Raw genomic sequence first — 22480 nt, forward strand, 5'->3', positions numbered from 1 at the left:
ACGCCGAGGGCATCGACATGGGTCCGTCCCCGACGGACGCCGCCCTGGCCGCCGACCTGGCGCTGCCGATCGAGGAGCTGGAGCTCACGGTCCGCCCGTACAACTGCCTCAAGCGCGAGGGCATCCACTCCGTGGGTGAGCTCGTGGCGCGTTCCGAGGCCGACCTGCTCGACATCCGCAACTTCGGTGCGAAGTCGATCGACGAGGTCAAGGCGAAGCTGGCCGGCATGGGCCTGGCCCTGAAGGACAGCCCGCCCGGATTCGACCCGACCGCCGCCGCCGACGCCTTCGGCGCCGACGACGACGCGGACGCGGGCTTCGTCGAGACCGAGCAGTACTAAGGACTCGGGCCGGAAACGGCCCGGATCATGCTGTGGGTCCGCTCCGGCGGACCCCACAGTGCCCCGCGTCCCCTAGGGGGCGCGGGTCTCCGACAGGTAACCGCCTGCTCGGATACTGACCCCGGTACCTGATACGGCCAGGGCAGACACTGAGGAGAAAACCATGCCGCGTCCCGCGAAGGGCGCCCGCCTCGGCGGTTCCGCCGCGCACGAGAAGCTGCTGCTCGCCAACCTGGCGAAGTCGCTCTTCGAGCACGGCCGCATCACGACGACCGAGGCCAAGGCCCGCCGCCTGCGTCCGGTCGCCGAGCGCCTGATCACCAAGGCGAAGAAGGGCGACATCCACAACCGTCGCCTGGTGCTGCAGACGATCACCGACAAGGGCATCGTCCACACCCTCTTCACCGAGATCGCCCCGCGCTACTCCGAGCGCCCGGGTGGTTACACCCGTATCACCAAGATCGGCAACCGTCGTGGCGACAACGCCCCGATGGCCGTGATCGAGCTGGTCGAGGGCGAGATCGCCAAGAAGGCGACCGTCGCCGAGGCCGAGGCCGCCACCAAGCGCGCCGTCAAGGAGGCCGACGAGGCCGCGCAGGACGCCTGAGCGTTCTGATCGATCTCGTGGGCGGGCCCGCACCCCTAGGGGTGCGGGCCCGTTCCGTATCTTCGCGGGTACGCGCGTGTGCAGCCGCGTTTCCCGCACCCAGGGTTTTGAGAGGATTGACGGCGTGAGCGACGAGGTTCAGGACGGTTTCGTACGGATCAGGCTCGACCTGTCGTACGACGGCAAGGACTTCTCCGGCTGGGCCAAGCAGGCCCGCGGACAGCGCACCGTCCAGGGCGAGATCGAGGCCGCCCTGAAGACCGTCACCCGCTCCACCGAGACGTACGAGCTGACGGTCGCCGGCCGCACGGACGCCGGGGTGCACGCGCGCGGCCAGGTCGCCCATGTCGACCTGCCGGTCGCGCTGTGGGAGGAGCACCGCGAGAAGCTGCTGCGGAGGCTCGCCGGCCGGCTCTCGCACGATGTGCGGATCTGGTCCCTCGCCGAGGCGCCCGCGGGCTTCAACGCCCGGTTCTCGGCGATCTGGCGCCGTTACGCGTACCGGGTCACCGACCACCCCGGCGGCGTCGACCCGCTGCTGCGCGGGCATGTGCTGTGGCACGACTGGACCCTCGACATGGACGCCATGAACGCCGCCGCCGAGCACCTGGTGGGCGAGCACGACTTCGCCGCGTACTGCAAGAAGCGCGAGGGCGCGACCACCATCCGGACCCTTCAGGAGCTGCGCTGGGAGCGCCGGCCCGACGGGATCATGGAGGCCACGGTCAAGGCCGACGCCTTCTGCCACAACATGGTGCGTTCGCTGGTGGGCGCCCTGCTGTTCGTGGGCGACGGGCACCGGCCGGTGGAGTGGCCGGGCAAGGTGCTCGCGGCGGGCGTCCGGGACTCGGCCGTGCATGTCGTACGACCGCACGGCCTCACCCTCGAAGAGGTCGGCTACCCGGCCGACGAGCTGCTCGCCGCGCGCAGCCGGGAGGCCCGCAACAAGCGGTCGCTGCCCGGGAGCGCCGGCTGCTGCTGAGGCGGTAGGCACCGGGCGGGGGCGTCGGCCGCCGCTCAGGCGGTGGTCATTGGGCGGGGGCGTCGGCCGCCGCCGAGGCCTGGGCCTTCCCGCGCGCGTAGATCTGGTTGAAGGCGAAGGTGCCCAGGTCGTCGCTGGCCTGGAAGACCGACTGGTCGCCGGTGGTGACCTTGCGGCCGTTCTGGAAGCCGGCCTGGGTGAGATAGACGTAGCGGCCGATCGCGTTGGTGCGCCGCAGACAGACGGTGGCGTGGCAGAAGTCGCCGACGCCCGCGCCGGGGAGCGTGGCGATGCCGCCGGTGGCCTGCTTCTTCGCCTGGGTGGCCTGCTTCTCGGTGGGGAAGACGGCCACGCCGACGGTGACGGCGACGCCGTCCTTGACGTAGGTCGCGCGCAGCACGCGCGTGCAGCCGTTGTCCGCGAGGGCCGAGCCGAGACCGCCGACGGTGACGGCGGCGCAGTTCGTGGTGGAGGCGGTCGCGCCCTTGCGGTACGGGCGGCCGCTCATCGTCAGCTTCGTGCCCGGGAACAGGCCCTCGGCCGACAGCGGCGCCGTGTCCTTCTTCGCGTCGGAGATGTAGTCGCGCGGGTTCGGCGGCGGCAGCGGGGCGACGGAGGAGAAGGTCGGGGACGGGGTGGCGGTGTCCGAGGGGGCCGCCGACCCGGTCGGGGCCGTACCGCCGTTCTTGGCCTCGTCGTTGCTCTTGTTGGTGACGACGATCGTGGTCGCGACGACGGCGCCCACGGCGAGCGCCGCGACGGCGCCGCCACCGATCATCAGACGGCGTTTGCGCCGGTCACGGGTGGCGGAGGCGTCGGCGAGCGCGCCCCAGTCCGGGGTCCCGTCGGGCTGCGCGCCGGGCGCGCCCGGGAAGCCCCCTGGCTGCTGGTGCTGCTGGTGTTGCTGGTGCGGCGGGGGCTGCTGCCACGGGTGCTGCTGTGGCGGCTGCTGCCCCTGTCCGTACCCCTGCTGACCCTGCCCCTGCCCCGGCCCGTACGGCTGCTGTCCCGGGCCCTGCTGCGGCCACTGAGGCCCCCCAAAGCTCATGCGGCGCATCCTAGTACCGCGTTCGCGGGGGACTTGGGGGACCGGGGGGACTGGGGGTACGGGCGGCCGGGGGTACGGGGGACGGAGAAGGCCGGCGGCGCGGAGCCGGGATGACGCGGGTCCGCGTGAGCGCGTACTCGAAAGTTTCGCCGAAGTTTCGTAACAAAGCATGCTCAGGGTGGCGCCAGAGACCCACCTGTTTCGCTAATTTCTGCGTTCGCAGCGGTGAGCGCCGCCTGACTCGAAGTTTCCCTGCCGAAAGTTTCGGGACGGGTATCGCTCTGAGTCGTCCGCTGCTTGTTCGATCCTGCTCCACCCCCCAACGAGCGGAAGGATCGCAAGTCGATGAGCATCAAGGCCCTATGGCATACGGCCGCGACAAAGGCACTCGTCCTCGGGACCGCGGGCGCCCTGGCCGCCGGAGGAGCGGTCGTCGCTCTGGCCGGTACGGCCGAGGCGGCCTCCACCCTCGGATCCGCGGCGGCGGCGAAGGGCCGGTACTTCGGTACGGCCGTCGCCAACAACCACCTCGGCGAGACGGACTACGCCGCCACGCTCAACGCCGAGTTCAACTCGGTGACGCCGGAGAACGAGATGAAGTGGGACGCGGTCGAGCCGAACCGCGGCAGCTTCTCGTACACCAACGCCGACAAGATCGTCACGCACGCCAAGAGCCACAACATGCAGGTGCGCGGGCACACCCTGGTCTGGCACTCGCAGCTGCCGGGCTGGGTGAGCTCGCTCGGCGCCGACGACCTGCGTACGGCGATGAACAACCACATCACCCAGGTGATGACCCATTACAAGGGCCAGATCGCCGCCTGGGACGTGGTGAACGAGGCCTTCCAGGACGGCTCCAGCGGCGCCCGGCGCAGCTCGCCCTTCCAGGACAAGCTGGGCAACGGCTTCATCGAGGAGGCGTTCCGCACCGCGCGGGCCGCCGACTCCGCGGCCAAGCTCTGCTACAACGACTACAACACCGACGGGGTCAACGCGAAGTCCACCGCCGTGTACAACATGGTCAAGGACTTCAAGACCCGGGGCGTGCCGATCGACTGCGTCGGCTTCCAGGGGCACTTCAACCCCAACTCGCCGGTGCCCTCGGACTTCCAGGCCAACCTGCAGCGCTTCGCCGACCTCGGCGTCGACGTGCAGCTGACCGAGCTGGACATCGAGGGGTCGGGCACCGCCCAGGCGACCAACTACGCCACCGTGGTCCGCGGTTGTCTCGCCGTCACCCGCTGCACGGGTCTCACCGTGTGGGGCGTCACCGACAAGTACTCGTGGCGTTCCAGCGGTACGCCGCTGCTGTTCGACGGCTCGTACCAGAAGAAGGCCGCGTACACCTCGGTCCTCGACGTGCTGAACGGCACCACGACCCCGCCCACCACGCCGCCCACGACGCCCCCGACCACGCCTCCGACGACCCCGCCGGGCGGCAGCAAGGCGTGCACGGCGACGTACACCACGGCGTCGTCCTGGAACGGCGGGTACAACGGCACGGTCACCATCACGGCCGGCAGTGCGGCGATCACCGCCTGGTCGGTGCCGCTGACCTTCAAGTCGGGGCAGACCGTCGCCAGCGTCTGGAACGGCACCAGCACCACCAACGGGAACGTGGTGACGGTGGCCAACGCGAGCCACAACGGCTCGGTCGGCGCCGGAGGCTCCACCAGCTTCGGCTTCACGGTCAACGGCACCGACGGCACCGCGCCGACGGTGGGCGCCTGCACGGCGTCCTGACCCGGGGCCCGCGGGCCTGACCGGGCCCGGCCGGCTCTTCGGCGGCATATGCCGAGGGGCCGGCCGGGCCGGTCCGGTGTTCGCGGGGCGTCCGCGCGGCAGCCGTGCGGTGTTCGTGAGGCGTCCGTCCGGCGCCGGTTCGCGGCTCCTTCGCGGCTCCTTCGCGGCGCCTCCGTGGCCTCTGCGCGGCCTCTTCGGGGTCTCCTGGCCGCCGCCCGGTTCTTATCCGCTTGGGATCGGGCGGCGCGGGCGGTGACAATGCCCCTCATGGGACATGTCGAGGCCGCACATCTGGAGTACTACCTGCCGGACGGGAGGGTCCTGCTCGGGGACGTCTCCTTCCGGGTCGGGGAGGGCGCGGTGGTCGCCCTGGTCGGCGCCAACGGCGCCGGCAAGACCACTCTGCTCCGGCTGATCTCCGGGGAGCTCCAGCCGCACGGCGGCACCGTCACCGTCAGTGGCGGACTCGGTGTGATGCCGCAGTTCGTCGGCTCGGTCCGGGACGGGTCGACCGTCCGCGACCTGCTGGTCTCCGTCGCCCCGCCGCGCATCCGGGAGGCCGCGAAGGCGGTCGACGCGGCGGAGGAACGGATCCTGACGGTCGACGACGAGGCCGCTCAGATGGCATATGCCCAGGCGCTGAGCGACTGGGCGGAGGCGCAGGGGTACGAGTTCGAGACCCTGTGGGACATGTGCACGATGGCCGCGATGGGTGTGCCGTACGACACGGCGCAGTTCCGGCAGGCGAGCACGCTCAGCGGCGGCGAGCAGAAGCGGCTGGTCCTGGAGTACCTGCTGCGCGGCGGCGACGAGGTGCTGCTGCTCGACGAGCCGGACAACTATCTGGACGTCCCCGGCAAGCGGTGGCTGGAGGAGCGGCTGCGGGAGACCCGCAAGACCGTGCTCTTCATCTCCCACGACCGGGAGCTGCTCTCCCGCGCCGCGCAGAAGATCGTGGCCGTGGAGCCGGGCCCCGGCGGCTCGGACGTCTGGGTGCACGGCGGCGGCTTCGACACCTTCCACGACGCCCGGCGGGAGCGTTTCGCGCGCTTCGAGGAGCTGAAGCGGCGCTGGGAGGAGAAGCACGCGCAGCTGAAGAAGCTGGTGGTCACGCTGCGGCAGGCGGCCGCGGTCAGCCATGAGATGGCCTCGCGGTACGCGGCGGCGCAGACCCGGCTGCGGAAGTTCGAGGAGGCGGGCCCGCCGCCGGAGCCGCCGCGCGAGCAGGACATTCGGATGCGGCTGCGCGGCGGCCGGACCGGGGTGCGCGCGGTGACCGTGGAAAACCTGGAGCTGACCGGCCTGATGAAGCCGTTCTCGCTGGAGGTCTTCTACGGCGAGCGGGTGGCCGTGCTCGGCTCGAACGGCTCCGGCAAGTCGCACTTCCTGCGGCTGCTGGCGGGCGATACGTCGGTGGCCCACACGGGCCTGTGGAAGCTGGGCGCCCGCGTCGTACCCGGCCACTTCGCGCAGACCCACGCCCACCCGGAGCTCTTCGGCCGCTCGCTCGTCGACATCCTGTGGACGGAGCACGCCAAGGACCGGGGCGGCGCGATGTCCGTACTGCGCCGCTACGAGCTGGAGCGCCAGGGCGACCAGCCCTTCGAGAAGCTCTCCGGCGGCCAGCAGGCCCGCTTCCAGATCCTCCTCCTGGAGCTGGCCGGCACCACTGCCCTGCTCCTGGACGAGCCGACGGACAACCTGGACCTGGAGTCCGCGGAGGCCCTCCAGGACGGCCTGGAGTCCTACGAGGGCACGGTGCTCGCGGTCACCCACGACCGCTGGTTCGCCCGCTCCTTCGACCGCTACCTGGTCTTCGGCTCGGACGGCGTCGTCCGCGAGACGTCGGAGCCGGTGTGGGACGAGCGGCGGGTCGAGCGGGCGCGCTGAGGCGGGTCGGAGGCTCGGCGGGCCGGCGGATCGTGGTCGGGCGCCGGGTGCTCGGGGCCAGGGGCCATCCGGGTGAGTCCGGCGCCGGGGGCGGGGGCCCCGGTTCCGGTCCGGGCCGGGCGCCGGGTGCGGCGACCGCGCTGACCTGGTGCTCTGCGGCATTTTGACCCGTCGGGGGTGGCGCGGGTACTGTTGCGGTTTGTTATGCGTATTGGCTTCGCCGTTCTCACACGAAGAGGCCTTGCGCAGGTTCCCTGGAGCAGTTACCAGTGGCTCGCATACGGGCGATGACCCGGCAGTGCAGGCCCCAGCTGCATGATCGCTTCAGGCGTGTTGGACTCCATCCACTGAAGAAGCGAAGGCTACGAAGTGCGTACGTACAGCCCCAAGCCCGGCGATGTCACTCGCCAGTGGCACATCATCGACGCGCAGGACATCGTCCTGGGTCGTCTGGCCACGACGGCTGCGAACCTCCTGCGAGGCAAGCACAAGCCGGTCTACGCCCCCCACATGGACATGGGCGACTTCGTCATCATCATCAATGCTGACAAGGTCCACCTGTCGGGTAACAAGAAGACCCAGAAGATGGCCTACCGTCACTCCGGGTACCCGGGCGGTCTGCGCTCCATGCGGTACGACGAGCTGCTCGAGAAGAACCCCGAGAAGGCCGTCGAGAAGGCCATCAAGGGCATGATCCCCAAGAACTCCCTGGGCCGTCAGATGCTCTCGAAGCTGAAGGTCTACTCGGGCGAGAACCACCCGCACGCTGCCCAGCAGCCGGTTCCGTTCGAGATCACCCAGGTCGCGCAGTAGTTCCGGCCACCCCCTAAGACGAAAAGAATCTGAGGAGCATCGTGGCCGAGACCACCCCCGAGACGACCATCGACGAGTTCGAAGGCGTCGAGGAGTACACGACCGAGACCGAGGCCTTCGAGGGTGAGTACACCTCCGAGTCCCTCGCCTCCCGCTTCGGCGACCCGCAGCCGGCCGCCGGCCTGGGCCGTCGCAAGAACGCCATTGCCCGCGTCCGGATCGTTCCGGGCACCGGCAAGTGGAAGATCAACGGTCGCACCCTTGAGGACTACTTCCCCAACAAGGTGCACCAGCAGGAAGTCAACGAGCCCTTCAAGGTGCTCGAGCTCGACAACCGCTACGACGTTGTCGCCCGCATCTCCGGCGGCGGCGTGTCCGGCCAGGCCGGCGCCCTGCGCCTCGGCGTGGCCCGCGCCCTGAACGAGGCCGACGTCGAGAACAACCGCGGCCCGCTGAAGAAGGCCGGCTTCCTCTCCCGTGACGACCGTGCGGTCGAGCGGAAGAAGGCCGGTCTCAAGAAGGCCCGCAAGGCTCCGCAGTACAGCAAGCGCTAAATCGCCTGCTCGGCCTGCTTGGTCGGTCCGTGCGCCCCGGCGGCACTCCCGTGCCGCCGGGGCGTTCGGCTTTTCCGAACCTTGCTTTCATAGTCTTGGGAACACACCTGGGCATGGACCTGGGCACTTTCTGAGCGGCTCGGATGCAGAAACAGGCACGAGCCGGTCAGGGCATCGCATTTTCGGAGCACATTCGGAGGACAGCTGTGGGACGACTCTTCGGCACGGACGGCGTGCGTGGCGTGGCCAACGCGGGCCTGACGGCGGAGCTGGCGCTCGGCCTGTCGGTCGCGGCCGCGCACGTACTCGCCGAAGCGGGCAGCTTCGAGGGGCACCGGCCGACCGCCGTGGTCGGGCGCGACCCCCGCGCCTCGGGCGAATTCCTGGAGGCCGCGGTCGTCGCCGGCCTCGCCAGCGCGGGTGTCGACGTGCTCCGGGTCGGTGTGCTGCCCACCCCGGCCGTCGCGTACCTCACCGGCGTGCTCGGTGCCGACTTCGGCGTGATGCTGTCCGCCTCGCACAACGCGATGCCCGACAACGGGATCAAGTTCTTCGCGCGCGGCGGCCACAAGCTCGCCGACGAGCTGGAGGACCGGATCGAGGCCGTCTACGAGGAGCACCGCACCGGCGCTCCCTGGGACCGGCCCACCGGCGCGGGCGTCGGCCGGGTCCGCGACTACGACGAGGGCTTCGACAAGTACGTCGCCCACCTCGTCGCCGTCCTGCCCAACCGTCTCGACGGCCTGAAGATCGTCCTCGACGAGGCGCACGGCGCCGCCGCCCGCGTGTCGCCCGAGGCGTTCACCCGGGCCGGCGCCGAGATCGTCACCATCGGCACCTCGCCCGACGGCCTCAACATCAACGACGGCTGCGGCTCCACCCATCTGGAGCTGCTCAAGGCCGCCGTCATCGAGCACGGCGCCGACCTCGGCATCGCCCACGACGGCGACGCCGACCGCTGCCTGGCCGTCGACGCCGAGGGCCGTGAGGTCGACGGTGACCAGATCCTCGCCGTCCTCGCCCTCGCCATGCGCGAGGCGGGCACGCTGCGCGGCGACACCGTCGTCGCCACCGTCATGTCGAACCTCGGCTTCAAGCTCGCCATGGAGAGCGCGGGCCTGCACCTCGTCCAGACCGCGGTCGGCGACCGCTACGTCCTGGAGGCCATGAAGGAGCACGGCTACGCCCTCGGCGGCGAGCAGTCCGGCCACGTCATCGTGCTCGACCACGCCACCACCGGTGACGGCACCCTGACCGGTCTGATGCTCGCGGCCCGGGTCGCGGCCACCGGCAAGAGCCTCGCCGAGCTGGCCGGCGTCATGGAGCGGCTGCCGCAGGTCCTCATCAACGTGCCGGACGTCGACAAGTCGCGGGTGACCACCTCCGCCGAGCTGGCCCAGGCCGTCGGCGAGGCCGAGCGCGAGCTGGGCTCCACCGGCCGCGTCCTGCTGCGCCCCTCGGGCACCGAGCCGCTGGTCCGCGTCATGGTCGAGGCCGCCGACACCGAGCAGGCCGGAGCGGTGGCGGGCCGGCTCGCGGACGCGGTGAAGGCCGCGCTGGGCTGAGCCGCCGGGCCAGGGCCCCGTACGGGCATATGACAGGTCCCCCGCACCCACCACGGACAGTGGTGGGTGCGGGGGACCTGTCATATGCCGGTGTGTCCGGTGTGTACGGCCGCGTGGAGGGCCGTACACGCGCGTACGGCGGACGTACGGCCGCCGTACGGTGCGTCTCGTACGGTCAGAGCTTGCGCAGGCTCAGCCGCCGCACCTTGTGGTCCGGCCCCTTGCGCAGCACCAGCGTCGCCCGGCCCCGGGTCGGCGCCACGTTCTCCAGCAGGTTCACCTTGTTGATGGTCCGCCACATCGTGCGGGCGTACTCCAGTGCCTCCTCCTCGGAGACGCGCGTGTAGCGCTGGAAGTACGAGTCGGGGTTCTGGAAGGCGGTCTGACGCAGCTTCCGGAAACGGTTGAGGTACCAGCCCTCGATGTCCTCGGCGCGCGCGTCCACGTACACGGAGAAGTCGAAGTAGTCGGCGAGACCGACCCGGGTGCGGCCGTCCTTGCCGGGCAGGGCCGGCTGGAGGACGTTCAGGCCTTCCACGATGAGGATGTCGGGGCGGCGGACGACCAGCTGCTCGTCGGGCACCCGGTCGTAGATCAGGTGCGAGTAGACGGGCGCGGTGACCTCGTCCTTGCCCGCCTTGATGTCGGCGACGAAGCGGGTGAGGGCGCGCCGGTCGTACGACTCGGGGAAACCCTTGCGGGACATCAGCCCGCGCGCCTTCAGCTCCTCCATCGGGTACAGGAACCCGTCGGTGGTGATCCGCTCCACCCGAGGGTGTTCCGGCCAGCGCGCGAGCAGCGCTTGGAGGAGGCGGGCCACGGTGGACTTGCCGACGGCGACGGAGCCGGCGACACCTATGACGAACGGCGTGCCGCGCTGCTCGCCGCTCTCGCCGAGGAAGGTGTTCAGCGCGCCGCGCAGGCCGCTGGTGGCCTGCACGTACAGATTGAGCAGCCGCGAAAGCGGCAGGTAGATGTCCCGCACCTCGTCGAGGTCGATCACGTCCCCGAGCCCTTGGAGCCGCTCGACCTCCTCGGCGGTCAGCGGCAGCGGGGTCTTGTCGCGCAGCGCGCTCCACTCTTCGCGGGTGAGGTCGACGTACGGCGTCGGCCCGGCGGCGTTTCCGTTGGCACCTCGTGGCAGCGATGTGATCACGCTGTCATTGTCCCGGCTCTCCGGCCCGGGCGGAGGGTGGGGTCGCGTTCGCGGGGGTGCGGCGGCCCGGGTTCGGTACGCGGGAGGGCGTACGGCCGGGCGCTTCGCCGGATGCCCGGTCGGACGCGCGGCCGGACACCCGGTCGGACGCGCGCGTGGGGAGCAGGCGGCGCAGCCGTCGCTCGGCCGGTTTCTCCACGCGTGCGTGCAGCAGGGCGGCGACGCCCAGCGCGGCCAGGGCCGCCACTGTCATGACGGCGAGGTCCGACGGCAGGCCGGGCCCGGGGCCGTACCCCAGATGGCGTACGGCCTTGAGGACGACGGCGTGGCACAGGTAGTACGCGAAGGACCACTCGCCGAGCCGCACCAGCGTCGGCGAGCGCAGGAAGGACGGCCGCCCGTCGAGGTCGCCGACGGCGGCGGCCGCGATCAGCAGGGCGAAGACCGGGACGAGGAGGGCGTCGAAGGAGCCGATCGCGCCCGGGAGGGGGGCCAGGGCGTCCGGGTGGGCCATCCACAGCCGGCAGAGCAGGGCCACGCCCGCGACCAGGGCGAACGCCGCGCCGGTCCGGACCGGGGGCCGCGCCCCGCGCCGTACGAGCAGCCCCGCGCACACGCCCACCACGAACATCGGCGTCAGCGCGGGCGGCGAGGCGTACAGCAGCCGCTCCACCTCCGCCGGCCGCTCCAGGAGCGCGGCGGCCACCCGGGTGCCGGCCGTGGTGAGCACGCACAGCGCGGCCACGGCGAGCAGGGCCCTGGAGGAGCGGCGCAGCAGCAGCCACAGGAGGGGCGGGAAGGCCAGATAGAAGAACGCCTCCACCGACAGCGTCCAGGTGACGACGTTCATCGTCATGAAATGCCCGGTGGTCCACGCCTGCCCGAACGTGAGGGTCCAGGCGATGTCCGCCCCGGACACCGGGACGTGCCACCACGCTTTCATCATTCCGACGGTCAGTGCGGTGGTGACGGCGAGCAGCGGCCAGATGCGGGCGAAACGCCGCGCGTAGTAATGCGGGGCGGAATCCGAGGGGCGTGCCACCCAGGCCATGATGAATCCGGACAGAACGAAGAAGAAAGGGACTCCTTCGTATCCGAGGGCGGCGAGTTCATAGGCCCCCTTGGATTCCGCGAAGTAACCGCGGGCGTGAAAGAGGAAGACCCCGAACGCGGCGAACCAGCGCAGCCCGGTCACGGAGTCCACCCGCGTGCCGCCCAGCGGCATCGCCCATGGTGTCCGGCGGGACCAGGAGGCGGGCGTGCCCGTCCCGGCCGGCTCTATGTGGGCGGCGGACGCGGGGTCTCTCGTGAGCGCGGGAATGGCGACAGCCCCCCAGGAAAGGGAATCGGCGGCTCGGGCGGGCGGCCGGGGCGCCGCTCCGCGGGTGCGGATGTCTGTGACCTGAACGTGACCCGGCGGCGAACGTACCACGCCCGAAGGCAGCGGCACGGTTACCCCAATCGGTGCGAAAGTGTCGATTTCTCGACGGAAATGTGGAGGCGCTGCGCTGTCATGTCCGCATAAGGTTCGCGAGGACATTACTTGCGAACTAAAGAGAGCCGATTCATGAGATCCCGCACCCTTCGCCAGGCCGCCATCGCCACCGCCGCTGCCGCCTCTCTCGCGCTGCTGCTCACCGCCTGCGGTGGTGACGACGCCGACAAGCCGGCGAAGGACGACGGCAAGAAGGCCGACGCGTCCGCGTCCGCGCCCGCCGCCCCCGCCAAGAGCGAATCGAACGCGAAGGCGCTGTCCGCTGCCGACCTGGAGAAGCGGATCATCGAGCAGGCCGACCTCAAGGGCCACAAGGTCCAGAAGTTCAAGGCGGGTGAGTCCCTGGCCGCCGACGCCGTCGCCACCGACAAGGCCGCGTGCAAGCCGCTGGCCGACGCCCTGGCCGCCATCTCCACCGGCACTCCGGGCGCCAGCGCGCAGCGCAAGGCCGTCGAGGTGCCGAAGAAGGGCACCGACCCGATGGCCGCCCTCAGCACGCCGGTGACCTCGATGGTGCTCGGCTCGTACGACGCCGACGGCGCGGAGAAGGCGTTCGCCTCGCTCAAGGCCGCGGGCGAGTCCTGCACCGGCGGCTTCACCATCATCGCCGCCGGCGAGAAGAACAAGATCACGAAGGTCACCCCCGACACGCTGACCGCCGGCGACGAGGCCCTGGCCTGGACGGTCGCCCGCGACATGGACGGCGAGTCCTTCCCCATCAAGCTCGCGGTCTTCCGCAAGGGCAACAACCTCGCGTCCTTCGTCACGCTGAGCATGACGGGCGCGGCCAAGGAGCAGCCGAAGGTCCTGATCGACGCGCAGGTGGCGAAGCTGGGCTGACTTTGGGAATAGGGTCGCCTCGCCAGAACCCGGGGGCTTGGCGGGACCGAATTACCCCGAGGATTTCAAGCGGGACGCGGTGGGTGTGGTCTCCTCGACCACGCCCACCGCAGCCTCGCCGCTGTTCCTGGTGGCCTCGGTGTCGGCGAGTATTCTGGGCCCCTCGCCAATTACGTAATTGGCGAGGGGCCCAGAGGGAATTTCTGTGGAATCCACTGGTTCAGTCGCCGTGCAAGGTCGGTGGGGATAGTCCATCCGGCGCGCTCTTCTGCGACCTGTGTGATCTGTTGCTTGCGGCTGGCGTCAACGATCGCGCCATCTGCTCCACAGCTCAAGCGCTGCGGCTCTTGCTCGGTCCGTCAATCGATAACGCCGGGGAATCCGGAGCCAAGCCTCGTAGAACTCCCGCTGCTCCGCCACGGTTCCGACGACGGTCGGATCTGCGTGATCGAAGATGAACACATGCTTCCGCGCGACTCCCTTTTTCTCCAACAGATAAAGGGTGCGCCCGCCCGACATGTCGCGCGACATGCCCGATGGGTGGGCATCGACGCGCGCCCCGTTGCAGAGCAGCAAGTACCCTAGGGGCTCGATCTGTAGCCTCACGTTTTCGAGTGCTTCAAACAGATCTCCTCCCATGGCGCTCCATCTTGCGCCGTGGGGACTCACGAGATCGAGACGGCACTCTTCGCCTGCTTGGAGATCCCAAACTTCCTGCTGGGACTTATCGGCAGACAGTACGATTACTTGGTGAAATTCCGTCACCATCACCCACCGTGATTCGGATTGTAGGCCCAGGGGCCAGTCGGCCTGCCCCACTTGTAATGACGGGCTCGATAGACCAGCGATCCATCAATCCCTCCCACGAAGGCGACTTCCCTCTCGCTCGGATAGGGGGTGACGTCAACGGCGACAAGGTGCCGGACATCACGACGTCGTACAGCTTCGCCGTCGGTGCGACCCGGGTCTACACCTTCTACGGGACCGGGGGCGGAGGTGTCAGTTCACCGGTGCCCACCTGGTACGCCCGGGCCGGCGCCTCGTGATGTGACCGGCGCCCCGTGAGGCGACCACGTTGATTCGGCCGACCGGCCGTCCCGGCCGCACCCCGAGCTCCTGGGGCCCGCCCGGACCCCGCGTGCGCTCCATCCGATTCGGTGCGGTCCGCCGTAGGCTGCCGACATGTGCGGAATCGTGGGATATGCCGGCGGGCAGTCGGCGCTCGATGTGGTCATCGCCGGTCTCAAGCGGCTCGAATACCGCGGCTACGACTCGGCCGGCGTCGCGGTGCTCAGCGACGGAGGGCTCGCCGCCGCCAGGAAGGCCGGCAAGCTCGTCAACCTGGAGAAGGAGCTGGCGGAACGCCCCCTGCCGGACGGGCCCGCCGGCATCGGGCACACCCGGTGGGCCACCCATGGCGCCCCCACCGACGCCAACGCCCACCCGCACCTCGACAACGCGGGCCGGGTCGCCGTCGTCCACAACGGCATCATCGAGAACTTCGCCGCCCTGCGCGCCGAACTCGCCGGCCGAGGCCACGACCTGACGTCCGAGACGGACACCGAGGTCGTGGCCCATCTGCTCGCCGAGGAGTTCTCCTCCGCCGGCGACCTCGCCGAGGCCATGCGGCTGGTGTGCCGGCGGCTCGACGGCGCCTTCACCCTGGTCGCCGTCCACGCCGATCAGCCCGACGTGGTCGTCGGCGCGCGCCGCAACTCCCCGCTCGTCGTCGGCGTCGGCCAGGGCGAGAACTTCCTCGCCTCCGACGTCTCCGCCTTCATCGCGCACACCCGTACCGCCATCGAACTCGGCCAGGACCAGGTCGTCGAGCTGACCCGCGACACCGTCACCGTCACCGGCTTCGACGGCACGCCCGCCGAGGTCCGGACGTACCACATCGACTGGGACGCCTCCGCCGCCGAGAAGGGCGGCTACGCCTCCTTCATGCTCAAGGAGATCGCCGAGCAGCCCCGGGCCGTCGCCGACACCCTCCTCGGCCGGATCGACGCCGAGGGCCGGCTCCGGCTCGACGAGCTGCGCATCCCCGACGCCGTGCTGCGCGAGGCCGACAAGATCGTCGTGATCGCCTGCGGCACCGCGTACCACGCCGGGCTCATCGCGAAGTACGCCATCGAGCACTGGACCCGGATCCCGTGCGAGGTGGAGCTGGCGAGCGAGTTCCGCTACCGCGACCCGATCCTCGGCCCGCGCACCCTCGTCGTCGCGATCTCCCAGTCCGGCGAGACCATGGACACCCTGATGGCGCTGCGCCACGCGCGCGAACAGGGCGCGAAGGTGCTCGCCGTCTGCAACACCAACGGCTCCACCATCCCGCGCGAGTCCGACGGCGTCCTCTACACCCACGCCGGGCCCGAGATCGCGGTCGCGTCCACCAAGGCGTTCCTGACCCAGCTCGTCGCCTGCTACCTGCTCGCCCTCTACCTCGGGCAGGTGCGCGGCACCCAGTGGGGCGACGAGATCCAGGCCCTCATCCGCGAACTCGCCCGGATCGGCGACGAGGTGGAGAACGTCCTGCGCACCATGGAACCCGTCCGCGCGCTCGCCCGCTCCCTCGCCGACAAGGACACCGTCCTGTTCCTCGGCCGGCACGTCGGCCACCCCGTCGCCCTCGAAGGCGCGCTCAAGCTCAAGGAACTCGCCTACATGCACGCCGAGGGCTTCGCCGCCGGCGAGCTGAAGCACGGGCCGATCGCCCTCGTCGAGCAGGATCTGCCGGTCGTCGTCATCGTCCCCTCGCCGCGCGGCCGGTCCGTCCTGCACGACAAGATCGTCTCCAACATCCAGGAGATCCGGGCCCGCGGCGCGCGCACCATCGTCATCGCCGAGGAGGGCGACGAAACGGTCGTCCCGTACGCCGACCATCTCGTCCGCATCCCCGTCACGCCTACGCTGCTTCAGCCGCTGGTCTCCACGGTGCCCCTGCAGGTCTTCGCCTGCGAACTGGCGACGGCCCGGGGCAACGAGGTCGACCAGCCGCGCAACCTGGCCAAATCCGTGACAGTGGAGTGAGTGAAGAAATGATCATCGGGGTGGGGATCGACGTGGCGGAGATCGACCGGTTCGCCGCGTCACTGGAACGGACGCCGGGCCTCGTCCAGCGCCTCTTCGTCGAACGCGAACTGCTGCTCCCGAGCGGCGAACGGCGCGGACCGGCCTCCCTCGCGGTCCGCTTCGCCGCGAAGGAAGCCGTGGCCAAGGCCCTCGGCGCGCCCGCCGGACTGCACTGGACCGACGCCGAGGTGTACGTGGAGGACAGCGGACAGCCCCGGCTACGAGTCCGCGGCACCGTCGCCGCCCGCGCCGCCGAACTGGGCGTACGGCACTGGCACGTCTCCCTCAGCCACGACGCGGGGGTGGCGTCCGCGGTGGTGATCGCCGAGGGTTGACCCATGCGCAGCGCACACCGTGTCGAGACCGTCCGGGCCGCCGAGGCCGCGCTCATGGCCCGCCTGCCCGACGGCGCCCTGATGCAACGGGCCGCCGCCGGCCTCGCCGCCGCGTGCGCCGGGCTCCTGCCCCGGGTCTACGGCTCCCGGGTCGTCGTCCTCGCCGGCAGCGGCGACAACGGCGGCGACGCCCTCTACGCCGGCGCCCGCCTCGCCCGCCGCGGCGCCCGCGTCACCGCCGTCCTGCTCGGCACGCGCGCCCACCCAGGCGGACTCGCCGCGCTGACCGGCGCCGGCGGGCGCGTCGCCGACGACCCGTACGACGCCCTCGCCGACGCCGACCTCGTCCTCGACGGCATCACCGGCATCGGCGGACACGGCGGACTACGCCCCGACGCCGTACCCGTCGCCCGCGCCGCCTGCGGCTCCGACGCCGTCGTCGTCGCCGTCGACCTGCCGAGCGGCGTCGAGGCCGACACCGGCGAAGTCACCGGAGAAGCCCTGTGCGCCGACGCGACCGTCACCTTCGGCACCTACAAGCCCGGACTCCTCGTCGACCCCGCGCGTTCCTACGCCGGCGCCCTCCGGCTCGTCGACATCGGCCTCGGCCCCCACCTGCCCGAACCCGACCTGGAAGCCCTCCAACACGCCGACGTGGCCCGGCTCCTGCCCGCGCCCGGCGCCGCCAGCGACAAATACCGGCGCGGCGTCGTCGGCATCGTCGCCGGCTCCGCCCGCTACCCGGGCGCCGCCGTCCTCGCCGTCACCGGCGCGCTGCGCGGCGGCGCCGGCGCCGTCCGCTACGTCGGCCACGCCGCCGACGCCGTCATCGCCGCCCACCCCGAAGCCCTCGTCCACGCCGGGCCGCCCGCCCGCGCCGGACGCGTCCAGGCCTGGGTCGTCGGACCCGGCCTCGGCGACGAACCCGGCGTCGCGGACGTCCTCGCCTCCGATGTCCCCGTCCTCGTCGACGCCGACGGACTGCGCGGGCTCACCCCGGCCGCCCTCGCCGCCCGCTCCGCACCCACCCTGCTCACCCCGCACGCCGGCGAAGCCGCCGCCCTCCTCGGCACCTCACGCGAGGAAGTGGAGGCGGAACGCCTCGCGGCCGTACGCGAACTCGCCGCGCGCTACGGAGCGACCGTGCTGCTCAAGGGCGCCACGACCCTCGTCTGCCCGGCGGGAGGGGACGGCGTCGTCCGGGTCAACCCGACGGGGACGCCGTGGCTCGCGACGGCGGGGAGCGGGGACGTGTTGTCAGGGCTCGGCGGCTCCCTGCTGGCGGCGGGGCTGTCCGCGGTGGACGCGGGGAGTGTGGCGGCGTATGTGCATGGGCTGGCGGGGCGGCGGGCGGCGGCGTTGGGTGGTGCGGGGGGCGCGGGGGGCGCGGGGGGCGCGGGGGCGCGGGGGCGCGCGGGGGCGCCGGTGACTGCGGTGGAGGTGGCGGCGGGGGTGGCGGGGGCGTGGGCGGACGTGGTGGGGGCGGGGGCGCTGCGCTGAGCTTGTGGTGGTGCGGGGCGTGGTGGTGGGGCGTGCGGGGGCGCGGTCGGGGTTGCGGGGTGGTGCGTGTGGGTGGTGGTGGGTGCGCGTGGGCCGGTCCGGGGGTCGTGTTCTGCACTGCATGATTTACGGCGCGGGAGCCCTTGTAGTGCGTGAGGCGTTGCTGTTTCCGCGCCACAAATCACGCTTTACGTTTCGAATACGACCCCCTTCCCGGCCCCCGCTCCCGTCCCGCGTCGTGGCGCACCACCCCGCACCCCTCCCGCTTAAGTGGAGGGGGAAGGGGCGGGCGTTGGGGGCACCCGTCCGTCGGTGGGAGGTGAGGGTGGGGGAAGGGGAGAAAAATGGGATGGGGCAGGCTCGGGGGCCGTACCTGAGAGACTAGGGCGCGATGAACCAGACACCGCTGACCCGCCGCGCCCGTGCCGAGATCGATCTGGGAGCGCTGCGTGCGAACGTACGTGCGCTTCGCGCCCGTGTCGCGCCCCACGTCCAGCTGATGGCCGTGGTCAAGGCCGACGCGTACGGCCACGGTGCCGTGCGCTGTGCCGAGGCGGCGCTCGACGCGGGGGCGACCTGGCTGGGGACGGCGACGCCGCACGAGGCGCTGGCGCTGCGGGCGGCCGGGCTGACCGGGCCGCGGATCATGTGCTGGCTGTGGACGCCGGGCGACCCGTGGGCCGAGGGCATCGAGGCCGGGCTCGACATGTCGGTGAGCGGGCTGTGGGCGCTGGCCGAGGTCACCGCGGCCGCGCGGGAAACCGGGCAGCGGGCGCGGATCCAGCTCAAGGCCGACACCGGGCTCGGCCGCAACGGCTGCCAGCCCGCCGACTGGCCCGAACTCGTCACCGAGGCGCTCAAGGCCGAGGCCGAGGGCCTCGTCAAGGTCACCGGGCTGTGGTCGCACTTCGCGTGCGCGGACGAGCCCGGGCACCCGTCGATCGTCGCGCAGCTGGACGCGTTCCGCTCGATGGTCGCCCACGCCGAACAGGCCGGTATCCGGCCCGAGGTGCGGCACATCGCCAACTCCCCGGCCACGCTCACCCTGCCCGAGGCCCACTTCGACCTCGTCCGTACCGGCATCGCGATGTACGGCGTCTCGCCCGACCCGGCGATCGGCACCTCCGCTGGCTTCGGCCTGCGGCCGGTGATGTCGCTGAAGGCGAGCGTCGCGCTGGTGAAGCAGGTCCCGGGCGGCCACGGCGTGTCGTACGGGCACCACTACGTCACCCCCGGCCCGACCACCCTCGGCCTCGTCCCGCTCGGCTACGCGGACGGCATCCCCCGGCACGCCTCCGAGCGCGGCCCCGTGCTCGTCGGCGACCGGGTGCGGACGGTCGCGGGGCGGGTCGCCATGGACCAGTTCGTCGTGGACCTCACCGGTGACACCCCCGAACCGGGCGCGGAAGCGGTGCTGTTCGGTCCCGGCGACCAGGGCGAGCCGACCGCACAGGACTGGGCCGACGCCGCCGGCACCATCGCGTACGAGATCGTCACCCGGATCGGCACGCGCGTGCCGCGGGTCTACGTGGGGGAGTGACGGACCGGCCGTGGGCGACGACACCTGGCGGCGCGCCGGCTGGGCCGGAGCCGCGATAGGCGTGCTCGCCGCCGGTGCGGCGGCCGGGGTCGCGATCGAACGGCTCGCCCTGGGACGTTCCGTACGGGAGAAGGCGCGGCTCGCGCTCGACTCCGAAGGCCCGTACGGCACCCTGCGCGGCACCCCGGGGCGGGTGTTCGCCGACGACGGCACCGAACTCTTCTACGAGGTCGATGAGATCGACGAGGTCGATGAGGCTGAAGGGGTTGGAGGGGCCACAGGGCTCGCAGGGGCCGGTGCGGGGGAGCGGCGGCTCTTCGGCGGCGAGCCGCCGGCGGCCCTCACCGTCGTCTTCTGCCACGGCTACTGCCTCGCCGCCGACTCCTGGCACTTCCAGCGCGCCGCCCTGCGCGGCGCGGTCCGCGCCGTGTACTGGGACCAGCGCAGCCACGGCCGTTCGGGGCGCGGGGTGGCCCAGACCGGGCCCGACGCGATACCGGTCTCCATCGACCAGCTGGGCCGCGACCTGAAGGCCGTCCTCGACGCCGCCGCACCCGAGGGGCCGCTGGTGCTTGTCGGTCACTCCATGGGCGGGATGACGGTCATGGCGCTGGCCGACCGGTTCCCGGAGCTGGTGCGCGAGCGGGTCGTGGGCGTCGCCCTCGTCGGGACGTCGGCGGGGCAGCTCGACGACGTCAGCTACGGCCTGCCGCCGGCCGGGGTCAAGGCGGTGCGCCGGGTGCTGCCCGGAGTGCTGCGGGCCCTCGGCACGCGCGTGGAGCTGGTGGAACGCGGGCGGCGGGCCACCACCGATCTGTTCGCCGGGCTGGTCAAGAAGTACTCGTTCGCGACGAAGGACATCGATCCGGCCGTCGCCCGCTTCGCCGAGCGGATGATCGAATCGACGCCGATCGATGTCGTCGCCGAGTTCTACCCGGCGTTCGCCGAGCACGAGAAGACCGCCTCCCTGGCCGCTTTCCGGGACCTGCCGGTGCTCGCCCTCGCGGGCGACCAGGACCTCGTCACACCGCCCTCCCACACCGAGGCCATCGCCCGCGCGCTGCCCGACGCCGAGCTGGTGGTCCTGCCGGACGCCGGTCATCTGGTGATGCTGGAGCGGCCCGAGGAGGTCACCGGCCGGCTCGCCGACCTGCTCGTACAGGCGGCGGAGACGGTCCGGGCCAGGGAACGGAAGCAGCACCGGACGTAGCGCCACCCCGGTCTCGGCGCCGGCGCCCGCCCGGGTACGGGGCGGGGCCCCGGGCGGCGAACGCGCGGCGCGGCAGCGGTTAAGTTGGCGGGCATGGAGACTCCGCACGACCCCGCACCCGCAGGCCCGCTCAACCAGGCCACCCTCGCCGTCGACTCGCCCGAACTCATGCAGGAACTGGGCCGCCGGCTCGCCAAGCTGCTGCGCCCCGGCGACCTCGTCATGCTCACCGGCGAGCTGGGCGCCGGCAAGACCACCATGACCCGCGGGCTCGGCGAGGGCCTCGGGGTGCGGGGCGCGGTCACCTCCCCGACGTTCGTCATCGCGCGCGTCCACCCCTCGCTGATCGGCGGCCCGGCCTTGGTGCACGTCGACGCGTACCGGCTCGGCGGCGGTCTCGACGAGATGGAGGACCTGGACCTCGACGTCTCGCTGCCCGAGTCCGTCGTGGTGGTGGAGTGGGGCGACGGCAAGGTCGAGGAGCTGACCGACGACCGGCTGCACGTACTGATCCACCGAGTCGTCGGCGACACCGACGACGACCGGCGCACGGTCATGCTGCACGGCATCGGCGCGCGCTGGGCCGAGGAGGACCTCCAGCTGCTGTGATCCCCCCACCGGAGGTGGGCTCAGGGGCCTTACGGAGAACTCGGCCGGGGAACCGCCGGGGCACTCGTCCGGAGAACTCGGACGGGGCACTCCTCCGGGGAGCGCGCTCAGGGAACTCTCGGGGGTCTCCCGGGGAAATTCCGGGGACCCTCAGGGGTGATGTCCGCGGGTCGCGGCCACTCGTTCCGACAACGTGTCGGGAAAATGTTGCGCGGGTGCTCCCCGCCGTGATGACATGGAGGAACGAGCCGAGTTAGGTGTACCTAACCTACGGGAGGCAGCATGGCGACGCCCGAGCGTGACGGAACCGTGCGCGGTACGGAGAAGGTCTCGATGCGAGAGCTGCTGGCCGCCTGCGCGGCGGCCGAGGCCGTGTCGACGCCGCCCGGCGAGCGTGAGATCCCGCGCATTCCCGCGGCCTCGACGAGCGAGCCGGAGGACCGGACCGGGCCCGAGGACGGGATGGTGCGGGACGAGGCCGCCTGAGCGGCCCGCCCCTGGTCCCGTACGGGTGGAAGGTGTCCCGCTGTTCCACCGCTGTCCCTTAAGGGTGCGGGTTTCCGTGCTCTCTTATGGGCGTGCGGCCCCTACGGGACCACGACCACCTTCGCGCCGATCGACGCGAACGCCCACATCGCGTCCGCGTCCGCGCGCTTCATCCGTACGCCGCCGGTCTTCTTCGACGGGTCGGGGCTCGGCATCGAGCCGTCCACCGCCGCGCTGAAGCCGATCACCGCCTCCTGCGTGATCGCGAACCGCACCACGTGCTCGATCTGCACGCCGTCGGAGCCGCGCACCGTGCCGGCGCGCGAGGTCACCGCGTAATTGCCGGGCAGCGGCGAGACCGTGCTCGGCATCACCGTGAAGGTCTTCGTGATCTTGTTCTTGGCGTCGACCAGCCACACCCGGCGGTCGTCCAGCGCGTAGACGACCCGCTCGCCGGTGCCCGAGCCCTCCGGCAGCGTTATCGGATCCTTCTGCGGCGGCGGCTTCGGCTTCCCGGTCGTCGTGGCCGTGGGCGCCACGCTCGGAGTGCGGGAGTCCGCCGCGAGTTCGCTGGGGGCCGGCGCGGACGCCGATGCCTGATACGCGAGGAATGCGACCGCGGCGACGGCCACCGCGGTGAGCCCGGCCACGAATCCCGAGCTGCTCCGTGCCACCGTGCGCCCACCTTCTGTCG

Annotated in this window: 22 protein-coding genes; 17 read left to right on the plus strand and 5 right to left on the minus strand. The window is 71.6% G+C overall.

Going from position 1 to position 22480, the window contains the following annotated elements; genetic code table 11:
• The 3 genes from ABZ990_RS20915 to truA form a co-directional block, all read left to right on the plus strand.
• A partial coding sequence (locus ABZ990_RS20915; RefSeq protein ID WP_361233438.1) for a DNA-directed RNA polymerase subunit alpha C-terminal domain-containing protein occupies positions 1-341 on the plus strand: 341 nt, incomplete at its 5' end.
• Between the two features lie 163 nt (positions 342-504).
• Entirely contained in the window at positions 505-948 is a 444-nt protein-coding gene (gene rplQ, locus ABZ990_RS20920; protein WP_361233441.1) for a 50S ribosomal protein L17, read from the plus strand.
• A 124-nt stretch (positions 949-1072) separates the two neighbouring features.
• Positions 1073-1930 (plus strand): tRNA pseudouridine(38-40) synthase TruA, encoded by an 858-nt coding sequence (gene truA / locus ABZ990_RS20925; protein WP_361233444.1) that lies wholly within the window; start codon positions 1073-1075, stop codon positions 1928-1930.
• 46 nt (positions 1931-1976) lie between these two features.
• Here truA and ABZ990_RS20930 read toward each other — a convergent pair whose 3' ends face one another.
• Positions 1977-2978, minus strand: coding sequence for a hypothetical protein (locus tag ABZ990_RS20930; protein ID WP_361233447.1), 1002 nt, complete (start codon positions 2976-2978; stop codon positions 1977-1979).
• A 345-nt stretch (positions 2979-3323) separates the two neighbouring features.
• On the opposite strand from ABZ990_RS20930, the gene ABZ990_RS20935 reads away from it, so the two are divergent.
• From ABZ990_RS20935 to glmM, 5 genes are all read left to right on the plus strand, one after another.
• Positions 3324-4721, plus strand: coding sequence for an endo-1,4-beta-xylanase (locus ABZ990_RS20935; RefSeq protein ID WP_361233450.1), 1398 nt, complete (start codon positions 3324-3326; stop codon positions 4719-4721).
• A gap of 267 nt (positions 4722-4988) precedes the next feature.
• The gene (locus tag ABZ990_RS20940; protein ID WP_361233452.1) at positions 4989-6611 is read left to right on the plus strand and encodes an ATP-binding cassette domain-containing protein; all 1623 of its coding nucleotides are present in this window, start codon (positions 4989-4991) and stop codon (positions 6609-6611) included.
• A gap of 369 nt (positions 6612-6980) precedes the next feature.
• Positions 6981-7424: a 50S ribosomal protein L13 gene (rplM, locus tag ABZ990_RS20945; protein WP_361233454.1), complete on the plus strand. Its 444-nt coding sequence runs from the start codon at positions 6981-6983 to the stop codon at positions 7422-7424.
• A 41-nt stretch (positions 7425-7465) separates the two neighbouring features.
• Positions 7466-7978: a 30S ribosomal protein S9 gene (gene rpsI, locus ABZ990_RS20950; protein ID WP_361233456.1), complete on the plus strand. Its 513-nt coding sequence runs from the start codon at positions 7466-7468 to the stop codon at positions 7976-7978.
• Between the two features lie 206 nt (positions 7979-8184).
• Positions 8185-9543 (plus strand): phosphoglucosamine mutase, encoded by a 1359-nt coding sequence (gene glmM, locus ABZ990_RS20955; RefSeq protein ID WP_361233459.1) that lies wholly within the window; start codon positions 8185-8187, stop codon positions 9541-9543.
• Positions 9544-9718: 175 nt separating this feature from the next.
• Here glmM and coaA read toward each other — a convergent pair whose 3' ends face one another.
• Both coaA and ABZ990_RS20965 read right to left on the minus strand, forming a co-directional pair.
• Positions 9719-10699 (minus strand): type I pantothenate kinase, encoded by a 981-nt coding sequence (coaA, locus tag ABZ990_RS20960; protein ID WP_361233462.1) that lies wholly within the window; start codon positions 10697-10699, stop codon positions 9719-9721.
• 4 nt (positions 10700-10703) lie between these two features.
• Positions 10704-11924 (minus strand): acyltransferase, encoded by a 1221-nt coding sequence (locus ABZ990_RS20965; protein WP_361233466.1) that lies wholly within the window; start codon positions 11922-11924, stop codon positions 10704-10706.
• Positions 11925-12266: 342 nt separating this feature from the next.
• Here ABZ990_RS20965 and ABZ990_RS20970 point away from each other — a divergent pair, with 342 nt between their 5' ends.
• Positions 12267-13034 (plus strand): sensor domain-containing protein, encoded by a 768-nt coding sequence (locus ABZ990_RS20970; RefSeq protein ID WP_361233467.1) that lies wholly within the window; start codon positions 12267-12269, stop codon positions 13032-13034.
• Positions 13035-13337: 303 nt separating this feature from the next.
• On the opposite strand, the gene ABZ990_RS20975 is transcribed toward ABZ990_RS20970, so the two are convergent.
• Positions 13338-13805: a hypothetical protein gene (locus tag ABZ990_RS20975; RefSeq protein ID WP_361233469.1), complete on the minus strand. Its 468-nt coding sequence runs from the start codon at positions 13803-13805 to the stop codon at positions 13338-13340.
• A gap of 53 nt (positions 13806-13858) precedes the next feature.
• Here ABZ990_RS20975 and ABZ990_RS20980 point away from each other — a divergent pair, with 53 nt between their 5' ends.
• The 8 genes from ABZ990_RS20980 (at position 13859) to ABZ990_RS21015 (ending at position 21786) form a co-directional block, all read left to right on the plus strand.
• The gene (locus ABZ990_RS20980; RefSeq protein ID WP_361233472.1) at positions 13859-14080 is read left to right on the plus strand and encodes a hypothetical protein; all 222 of its coding nucleotides are present in this window, start codon (positions 13859-13861) and stop codon (positions 14078-14080) included.
• 136 nt (positions 14081-14216) lie between these two features.
• A complete protein-coding gene (glmS, locus tag ABZ990_RS20985) occupies positions 14217-16064 on the plus strand; it encodes a glutamine--fructose-6-phosphate transaminase (isomerizing) (protein WP_361233475.1) in 1848 nt (615 codons plus the stop codon).
• Between the two features lie 8 nt (positions 16065-16072).
• Positions 16073-16441: a holo-ACP synthase gene (locus ABZ990_RS20990; protein WP_361233478.1), complete on the plus strand. Its 369-nt coding sequence runs from the start codon at positions 16073-16075 to the stop codon at positions 16439-16441.
• Positions 16442-16444: 3 nt separating this feature from the next.
• Complete coding sequence (locus ABZ990_RS20995) at positions 16445-17941, plus strand: NAD(P)H-hydrate dehydratase (protein WP_361233481.1); 1497 nt, start codon at positions 16445-16447, stop codon at positions 17939-17941.
• A gap of 391 nt (positions 17942-18332) precedes the next feature.
• The gene (alr, locus tag ABZ990_RS21000) at positions 18333-19481 is read left to right on the plus strand and encodes an alanine racemase (RefSeq protein ID WP_361233484.1); all 1149 of its coding nucleotides are present in this window, start codon (positions 18333-18335) and stop codon (positions 19479-19481) included.
• A gap of 10 nt (positions 19482-19491) precedes the next feature.
• Positions 19492-20691, plus strand: a complete 1200-nt coding sequence (locus tag ABZ990_RS21005; protein WP_361233487.1) for an alpha/beta hydrolase — start codon at positions 19492-19494, stop codon at positions 20689-20691.
• Between the two features lie 93 nt (positions 20692-20784).
• Positions 20785-21300, plus strand: coding sequence for a tRNA (adenosine(37)-N6)-threonylcarbamoyltransferase complex ATPase subunit type 1 TsaE (tsaE, locus tag ABZ990_RS21010; RefSeq protein WP_361233490.1), 516 nt, complete (start codon positions 20785-20787; stop codon positions 21298-21300).
• 282 nt (positions 21301-21582) lie between these two features.
• The gene (locus ABZ990_RS21015; protein ID WP_361233493.1) at positions 21583-21786 is read left to right on the plus strand and encodes a hypothetical protein; all 204 of its coding nucleotides are present in this window, start codon (positions 21583-21585) and stop codon (positions 21784-21786) included.
• 101 nt (positions 21787-21887) lie between these two features.
• Here ABZ990_RS21015 and ABZ990_RS21020 read toward each other — a convergent pair whose 3' ends face one another.
• Complete coding sequence (locus tag ABZ990_RS21020) at positions 21888-22436, minus strand: hypothetical protein (protein ID WP_361233620.1); 549 nt, start codon at positions 22434-22436, stop codon at positions 21888-21890.
• Positions 22437-22480: the final 44 nt, after the last annotated feature.

This window comes from Streptomyces sp. NPDC046203 (assembly GCF_040646255.1).
Lineage (GTDB): Bacteria > Actinomycetota > Actinomycetes > Streptomycetales > Streptomycetaceae > Streptomyces.